11 protein-coding genes are annotated in these 8,146 nt (G+C 33.7%); 2 read left to right on the forward strand and 9 right to left on the reverse strand.

Annotated elements, in window-relative coordinates; all coding sequences use genetic code 11:
* The first annotated feature begins 255 nt into the window (after positions 1 to 255).
* On the forward strand, positions 256 to 849 hold the full coding sequence (locus I215_RS03415) for an Arm DNA-binding domain-containing protein (RefSeq protein WP_156800185.1): 594 nt from the start codon (positions 256 to 258) through the stop codon (positions 847 to 849).
* Positions 850 to 871: 22 nt separating this feature from the next.
* On the opposite strand, the gene I215_RS03420 is transcribed toward I215_RS03415, so the two are convergent.
* From I215_RS03420 to I215_RS03435, 3 genes are all read right to left on the reverse strand, one after another.
* A complete protein-coding gene (locus I215_RS03420; protein WP_008990557.1) occupies positions 872 to 1,540 on the reverse strand; it encodes an ATP-binding cassette domain-containing protein in 669 nt (222 codons plus the stop codon).
* Between the two features lie 470 nt (positions 1,541 to 2,010).
* Positions 2,011 to 2,592 carry a peptide deformylase gene (gene def, locus I215_RS03430; protein WP_008990559.1) on the reverse strand — a complete coding sequence of 194 codons (582 nt, stop codon included), beginning with the start codon at positions 2,590 to 2,592 and terminating at the stop codon, positions 2,011 to 2,013.
* A 57-nt stretch (positions 2,593 to 2,649) separates the two neighbouring features.
* Positions 2,650 to 3,216 (reverse strand): Crp/Fnr family transcriptional regulator, encoded by a 567-nt coding sequence (locus I215_RS03435; RefSeq protein WP_008990560.1) that lies wholly within the window; start codon positions 3,214 to 3,216, stop codon positions 2,650 to 2,652.
* Positions 3,217 to 3,478: 262 nt separating this feature from the next.
* On the opposite strand from I215_RS03435, the gene I215_RS03440 reads away from it, so the two are divergent.
* Positions 3,479 to 4,240, forward strand: a complete 762-nt coding sequence (locus I215_RS03440) for a tyrosine-type recombinase/integrase (RefSeq protein ID WP_316928322.1) — start codon at positions 3,479 to 3,481, stop codon at positions 4,238 to 4,240.
* Between the two features lie 14 nt (positions 4,241 to 4,254).
* On the opposite strand, the gene I215_RS03445 is transcribed toward I215_RS03440, so the two are convergent.
* The 6 genes from I215_RS03445 to I215_RS03470 form a co-directional block, all read right to left on the reverse strand.
* Positions 4,255 to 4,743 carry a DUF7000 family protein gene (locus tag I215_RS03445; RefSeq protein WP_008990562.1) on the reverse strand — a complete coding sequence of 163 codons (489 nt, stop codon included), beginning with the start codon at positions 4,741 to 4,743 and terminating at the stop codon, positions 4,255 to 4,257.
* Positions 4,744 to 4,902: 159 nt separating this feature from the next.
* Positions 4,903 to 5,679: a CPBP family intramembrane glutamic endopeptidase gene (locus tag I215_RS03450; protein ID WP_008990563.1), complete on the reverse strand. Its 777-nt coding sequence runs from the start codon at positions 5,677 to 5,679 to the stop codon at positions 4,903 to 4,905.
* 259 nt (positions 5,680 to 5,938) lie between these two features.
* On the reverse strand, positions 5,939 to 6,370 hold the full coding sequence (locus I215_RS03455; protein WP_008990564.1) for a nuclear transport factor 2-like protein: 432 nt from the start codon (positions 6,368 to 6,370) through the stop codon (positions 5,939 to 5,941).
* The gene (locus tag I215_RS03460) at positions 6,367 to 6,723 is read right to left on the reverse strand and encodes a DoxX family protein (protein ID WP_008990565.1); all 357 of its coding nucleotides are present in this window, start codon (positions 6,721 to 6,723) and stop codon (positions 6,367 to 6,369) included. The genes I215_RS03455 and I215_RS03460 overlap by 4 nt, the downstream gene beginning before the upstream one ends.
* Positions 6,724 to 6,787: 64 nt before the next feature.
* The gene (locus tag I215_RS03465) at positions 6,788 to 7,543 is read right to left on the reverse strand and encodes an SDR family oxidoreductase (protein ID WP_008990566.1); all 756 of its coding nucleotides are present in this window, start codon (positions 7,541 to 7,543) and stop codon (positions 6,788 to 6,790) included.
* Positions 7,544 to 7,629: 86 nt separating this feature from the next.
* Positions 7,630 to 8,007: a helix-turn-helix domain-containing protein gene (locus I215_RS03470; RefSeq protein WP_008990567.1), complete on the reverse strand. Its 378-nt coding sequence runs from the start codon at positions 8,005 to 8,007 to the stop codon at positions 7,630 to 7,632.
* Positions 8,008 to 8,146 lie beyond the last annotated feature (139 nt).

An 8,146-nucleotide genomic window follows, 5' to 3' on the forward strand; every position in this document is an offset into this window, starting at 1 on the left:
ATTTGTGATATATGAAGGGATTACCTGTTGTGCTGATGTTTGAAAAAAAACAACTTTTGAGATTGATCCGAATCTATGCCACTAAGCAAAAAGGATGGCTTACTCGAAAAAAAAAAGTGTCTTCTTAATGAAGACCCTCTCAGCGGAGGAAGAGGCTCTCTCACCTATAATATCAAGAAGAATCACTAAATACTTATTTCATTGTATTTCAGTTTTTTAAATAAAAATAAATTCTCAAACTTTTATTGAATTTCTTTGAATATCAAAAAAAGTGGCTGTAGATTTGGCTGTATATATTTACAGCCAATGATTACAATAAAGAAAAAAATCACTATTGCTATTGAAAAAAGAAGAAGGCAAGGTGTCATAGTAGAAGAAAATGCCCCTATTTTTCTTCGGTTAACTTATTCCGGAAAGAGAATAAATTTATATAGCGGTTTTCGCATTAATTTGGATCAATGGGATAGTGAAAACAAAAAGGTGATTGAAGGAACTGTTAATGGTAATGACCAGATAGCTGAAGAGATCAATCTGAATATTGAAAAACAAAAATCAGAGATAAATTCTTTGTTTTTTAAATTTCAAATAGAAGAAAAAATCCCCACTACAACTGAAATTAAAGAAGCCTTCGAACAAATTAGATCCGGGAATAAGAAGATTCCTAAGAAAAGAATAATTCAAAAATCTACTGAACTATCTTTCTTTGAAGTTTTTGATGATTTTACAAATTACAACGGGAAAATCAATAACTGGACGGAAGATACCTATACCAAATTTAACACTTTAAAAACGCACCTACAGGATTATAATCAAAATTTAAAATATCACTCCGATCTTATTGGGGGCTAAAATAGTTAGGCAAAGTATTTTATTATTCATTAGACCTCAAATATTCATATTTCACTAAATCATTTTTATCCATTATTTCGATTTTGTCCGCATCTTTCAAAACGAAGTTTTTATCCGTAATTTCAAGAACGTCATTATAATAGTGGTCGGTCAAGATAATTCCTTTTGATTTTTTGAGTTCGAGTAATAAATTCTTGATTACATCTTTATAAATTGGCTCAATCATTGAAAAAGGTTCGTCCAGCATCAAGAATTTATGATTTAGATTTCCAATAATCAATAACTCAAGATAGCGTAATTGTCCTAAAGATAACTTACCAACTTTTATTTTTTCAAAACTTGATACCTGTGGCGAATAAAAAATTTTGTCCTGGTCATCACCATTTGGGTAAAACAAAGGGATTATTTCCCGTACTTTCCGTTCTTTGGGCAAAAAAGTGTCTTGAGGTAAGTAACCGATTTTTTTTGATGAAATAATCTTCTTTTGATTTATGATTTCTGAATTTATCCCTATTTGAATAGAGTCGGCTTTAACTGTCCCAAATATTAGTTTTAACAAAGTCGATTTTCCAGTTCCATTGCGACCAAATATTCCAATTGTTTCTCCTGTTTTACAGTCAAGTTCAATATTCTTTAAAATGGTTTTATTTCCGTAAGATTTGTTAAGGTCGGTTACTTTTAAAAAATCCATTTACCTAAATATTAAATAAATTAGAAACAATAAAATTGAAATAGAAGTATTAAGTAACCACACTCTTTTTAAAAGGTCAGTTTTTGTAAATCCAAGATTGTAATATCCATAATATTCATTCTTTTTGAATGTTTGATAACCAATATATCCTGTCAAAATACCAAACGATGAAAAAATTGCGATACTCCATAATATACCTGAAGTAAAAGCAAAAATCAATGAAAACGGAACATTGAACGCATTAATATCTAAGAAATATTTTGAAATGGCTTTATTGTACATTGTTTGCGATAAATTTCAATATTGTGACGGATTTCATATTTTACCTAACGTTCCGCGGCTATGCGCCGGGCGGGGCTTTTACCCGGAATTGTCCTTTTGGAAACGAACATTTTCTGTATCCGTAATCTATCAACCGAAGACGGATTTCCCGCCTGTCGCATAGCCGCTGTTAGTGGCTGGCATTTTTGTCATACGAACTTCATCGGGTATTTTGCCTGTATTTGTCCCTTAATTATTTTTTTAAGTTTTCCTTCCATTAGTTTTTTTGTCAGTGGTTTTAGATAGTCAAGATACAAAATTCCTTCTGTATGGTCGTATTCGTGTTGTATCATTCTTGCAGTTGTTCCGCTAAATGTCTTTGTTTGAGGTTCAAAATCTTTGTTGCAATATTCTATCGTAATTGTCCAATGTCTTGTTATTTTTTGGGATAAGTTAGGAATACTTAAACAACCTTCTTCGTCTTCCCAAAGCTCCACGGAACGTTCAATAATTTTTGCATTGATAAAAGTTTCCATTATTCCTTTGTCGTCTTGTGCAAAATAAATTTTCCTATCTGCTTCTTCAAGATTTTCAAAGGTCGTTTTACTGTCCACTACGAAAAGTCTTATTGGAAGCCCGATTTGTGGCGAAGCCAATCCGCAACCGTTGGCGTTTTTCATTGTTTCCCACATATCGGCAATTAGCTTGTCCAATTCGAGATAAGTTTTTTCTATGTCGTTACATTTTTGTTTTAAAATGCTATGTCCGTATGCTAAAATTGCTCGTTTCATTTTTTGATTTTTATTGCAAAGGTCAAAAGAACAAACAAAGCAAGCAATGAACCGATGTTAAGTAATTTGTCTGCGTATCCTGCTCAACCCTTGTGGTGTTATTCCTATGTAGGAAGCAACATACTTTAATGGAATGAATTTTAAGATTTCAGGTTGTTCGCTGAACAGTTTTAAATAACGCTCTTTCGCATTGTGTTTCAAAAGTGATAATTCTCGTTTGCTTTTGGCAAGAAAAAGTTTTTCGGAAGCAAAGCGTCCTAAATAATTTCCAACTTTGATTTGTGCATACACTTTTTGTAAGTCGTCATACGAAATTTGCCAAACAATGGTTTCGGTCAATGCTTGCAATTCGTACTCGGATGGTGTTTGTGTAAGGAAAGAGTCATATGCACAAGTAAATTCCTTATTGAAACTAAAATTGAATGTCAGTTCGTTTTCGTCATCGGGAATGTAAAAACGTACAATGCCTGTTTCAATGAATGAAAGATAGTTTTCGGTTTCGCCTTGTCGGGTTATGATTTCATTTTTAGTAAAAACATTTCTGTCAAAATGAGAAGCGATAAATTCCCATTCTGATTCTTTCAGTTTCACGATTCTTTCGTAATATTCTCTTATATGTCCCATTTTTTCGGGGTTGTCTTATGCTTGCCACTAACGGTCTAGTGTATGAGCAGTAGCGGATTAAAAACCACTAACTTTTCGGTTAAACACTTACCTTTATTAATATTCATTTCGTTTCAATTTTGCACTGAACCCGCTATTGCTTATACACATTGTTGAACTAAACCTAAAGGTAGCTTTCCAGTGCAGTAAAGTCACTTTTGGCTACCTTTAAGTCATATTAAATCTTGAAATATTAAAATTATGAAAAAAAAGTCATACGCTCATTGAAAAAGCGTGTCATTCTGTACCTGAGTTTACAGATTTATATCGCAAACTAGAACGCTCTGTAACGTTATCAGGAAAAAGCCAAAGCACGCTTACCAATTATGCACGTTGTTTAGCACACATCACCTTGCATTTTAACTGTAGTCCACTAGATTTGGATGAGGAACAAATTTTAGATTATCTCCATGTTTTAAAATCTAAAAACAAAACACCATCAGAGAGTTTTTTTAAACATACGGTTTACGGATTAAGGTATCTGTATCGTATCTATGAGTTACAGAAGATGCGCGTGGTACTTCCAGCCATTAAGCGTCCAAACAAACTTCCCGTAGTATTAAGCTGTCAAGAGGTAAAACGTCTTCTTAAAACGCCAAAACTACTCAAACACCGATTGGTACTGGCTATGCTATACGGGTGTGGACTACGTTGCTTCGAACTTCGTAACCTTCAGTTAAAGGATCTGGATTTCGATCGAAAGATGCTACATATCCGTCAGGGTAAGGGTAACAAGGATCGTTACGTTCCTTTATCTGATCTGCAAATTCGAGGTCTTAAAACCTATATCTCAGCCGAACATCCTCGTATCTGGTGCTTTAACGGCAATCATTCAGAAGGTACACCTGTGCCGTTATCTACCCGGGGTATACAGTGGATTATACGCGAAGCCCGTAAACATAGTGGCATTAAAAAACAGGTGACTATAACTAAGCGTTCATGTTTGGTCGTACCGACCACACGAACGCTTAGTTATTGTGCGTAGGCTTTTATTCTTTGTCAATTTAGTGTCTTTAGATAGTCCAATATTTCGTCCGAAGCACTAATCATTTTGATTTCTATTTGTTCGGTTAGTTTGTCCAAATTGTCAAAATCAGGTTTTTCCACAATTATGCTTTCAAGGATTGAGTATTTAGGCATTTCTGTTTTGTCTTTATTCCATTTTGTGTTTCTCGATAACTCCCAATATTTTTGTTGAATCGGTTTTGTGCTTCCAAGTAACCAAACCTCGAATCTCATTTCCACGTGATTTAGAACAAGTCCGAATTTTAGCTTTTTTCTTTTTAAAAAATCGTTTGAATAGTAGAAATATGTATAGTCTAAATATCCATGAAGAATTCCAGCAAACGAATATTTGTCCGATTGAGTTTTTATGAATTCCGTTCTTAAATTCATAACGAATTTCACTAACTCATTGTAAGCGATTAATATGTCTCCTTTTTTCAGTTGTTCTTGATAAATCGAAACATATTTATTCAAATTTTTCATTCTTTTCTTTATTGGACTGTTTTTTCAGCTTACGCACAACGTTTCGGCGCTTGGCGAAGGTGGCGACTTTTATCGCTAAACTTCAAGCGAAGCACGAAATTCAAACTTATGAAAAAGTTTCATACTAAGTACGAAACCGCCACTTTTGCCAAACGCTTGTTAGCGGTTCGGGCTTTGCTTTTCGTTCAGTAATTTCAACTCATTTTCTTTTTTCCATCTTCCGAGAATAATTATCCATATAAAAATTGAAATGCCTAAAATAATTAGTTTTTGTGTTCCATCTAGTCCATCTTTGATTAATGAATTAAACATCATTATTTGGATTATTAAATGAAAACAGGAACTTGCCAAAATAGATTTAGTCGATTCTGCAACTTGTCCAATGCCCCAACTTCCAAATAACAAAATACCGAGAAAAAATAGATTTTCAGATAAAGTGGCTTTTGTCAGAAAAGACAAATGCCAAAAGTACCAAATGAAGCCTATTAGCAAGTATCGTTTTATAGGTTTAATGTCTTTAAGTTCTTCTTGCAAATATCCACGCCAGCCAAACTCTTCCATAATGCAATAAATCAAACTTCCCAAAACAACAATTAAGCCGTACAAATTTACATTTATACCGTATTCATTCTTTACTCCGATAATTGCCAATAATATTATTGGAATAAAGGACATTAACAGACCTTTTCTTTTTGATGTTCCAAAAAATGAAATTTCAGTTTTCTGTTTTTTACGAAGTAAGTAAATGGCAATTAAAGCTCCTATATAAACCCCACTTCCTTCAAGCAATATAACAGAAAGTAAATAAATCCAAGTTGGTAATATTTCCAAAATTTCTTTTGTTCCAAAAATGTCAAATCTAAATATATTAGAAAGTGCAATAGCTATTACTAAAAAAATAAATATTCGTTTAAAATTAATTGTATTCTCTTTCATAGATTTATTTTCATTGCCTTTAATAGCCTGACCGCTAACGAGCCGCGTATTGGCGATAGTGGCGGATTAGAAAACCTAAACTTTCAGTCTTGCATTTACCTAAGCAACAGCCTTTTATTATTTTCTAAATTTATGAAAAAAGGAAATATAAAAAGTTGTTGCGACTAAAATTGTACGAACTTTCTATATTTTCCTTAACCCGCCATTTCGCCAATGCGATGTTATCAGCAGTCCTTTTATAGGTAATAAACTATCGTACTTAATATCTCATTCTCCAACTTGTTATCAATCCGTTCTCAACGATAAATAAAAAGTTAGCCTTATTTGTATAACCTACACTCGAATACTGCCCTTTGACAACAACCTCATTTTCACTTATCACAGAATATTCAGGGTTGGCGACCTTGCCCTGGCGATCCACGATATCACTTTCAATCCATTTTTTGGTTTCTTCGGCTGTTTTCATCACTCCATCCGCACCATAGGCTTGAGTGGCTGTTTCCGAAAATTGAGCTCTGATCAGTTCGGCATTTTCTGTTTGCATTGCTTCCATCAATGCTTTTACTGGTTTTAATAGAGTTTCGTCTTGCATTTTTTCTGATTTTTTATCTGTTGTTTGATTGGTGTTTTGTGTTTGTCCACACGCCGTAAGTGAAAAAGAGGAAAACAAAATGATTAGAAATTTTCTCATAACACATTCGATTTTAATGGGTGTTGTAAATAAATGATGATTAAATTGAGTAACAGAAATGGGATTTCTATCGCCACGCCTTTCAAGTCTTTGTTGAGCAACTGCAAACAGATAATCATCAGTATTCCCGCTGCCATTAGAAAGTTTCCCCACACGAATGTTTTCGGAAAAAGGATTAATATAGATGCCGATAAGGTAACTGCACCATTAATCATTACAGCATTTTTGCTAAAATTCCATTTACCAAACATTTCGAGCATTTCTGGTTTTGTAGCGAGCATATTCCATCCGTGCTTGGCACCCATAAACACCGCAAATAAAATCAATGCTGAATTGAGAATTTTTAAAATCATAATCTTTAAATTTAAAAAAAGCAAAAAACTAAGTCATTTGCTTTTCAAAATATTAAATTTTATTTTATCTTGTTGTGTAGCCCCCGTTTGCAAAAATAGTTTGTCCAGTAACCCACCAACCATCGGTTACTAAAAACTCAACCAAAGGTGCGATGTCTTTAATGTCTGTAAGTCCACCTAAGTCAGAGGCTTGTTTGTGATAGGCTACGGCATCATCGCTTTCTTGTCCATAGAAAAATGGCGTGTCCATTGGTCCTGGAGCAACGGCAGTTACAGAAATTCCTCTTGAACCAAACTCTTTGGAAGCAGCCCTTGTAAAATGCTCTACTGGAGCTTTTGCACCTGCATAAGTAGAATAATATCCTGTAAATGCAGCCAATAGCGAAGTTACAATTGTGTTGATTTTTCCATTATTGTTTAGTTTTTTGCCTGCTTCCTGAATGAAAAAATAAGCAACTTTCGCATTGATGTCGTTCATGCTGTCATATTCTTCTTCGGTGGTATCTGCGAAAGGTTTTTTCAATACTTTTCCAACCGTATTAATAGCAATGTCAATTCCTCCGAATTTTTCAATAGTTGCATCAAAAAACTTTGTAATGTTTTTTACATCTGTCAAATCAGCTTGGAATAAAAATGCTTCTCCACCTGCGTTTATGATATCTGCCAATGTTTTTTCGGCTTCCGCCTTTGTGTTGTCGCTATTGTAGTGGATAGCCACTTTTGCTCCTTTAGCCGCAAAATTACGGCTTAGTAAGCCACCTAAATTTTTTGCACCACCTGCAATTAAAACTACTTTTCCATTTACATCGTTTCTTGCCATTTTGTTTGATTTTAAATGTTAAACAATTGATTTAGCAAAGATGGCTAAGCAAAAAATATAAATCGTGGTGAACTTTTCGGTAGTTTTTATTTTTTGTTTTCTTTTCGGAATTGTCCAGGAGTTTGTCCAATAAATTTTTTGAAGAACTTAGAAAAATTCGATGGATCGTATGTCAATATTTTTGCAATTTCAGAAATAGTTTTATCTGTTTCTAAAAGCATTTTTTTGGCTTCATCAAGAATTTTAAGGTCATAAAAATGACAAGGATGACTTCCAGTTTCTTTTTGAACGGTATCTGTTAAATGTTTATGAGAAACAAATAATTCGCTGGCTATTTGGTTTATTTCCATAAATTCATCAACCTTTCCTAAAACGACATCTTCAATATGTTTGTCTAAAAACTGAAAATAGTTTTCGGTAATTTCTTTACTTCGCTTTATTGTCACTTTTTCGATTTTTTTCATTCACTTTCATTCAAAAAATATTGTAAAGATGCGATTTTCCAAAAAAACTATTTATGGTGAATTTTTCGGTTTTTTCTTTCGTGGACGAGCTTCTGACGGATTGCTGATAACGGTTTGGGTATTGCCGAAGGTGGGGAAA

This window comes from Galbibacter marinus (genome assembly GCF_000300875.1).
Classification (GTDB): domain Bacteria; phylum Bacteroidota; class Bacteroidia; order Flavobacteriales; family Flavobacteriaceae; genus Galbibacter; species Galbibacter marinus.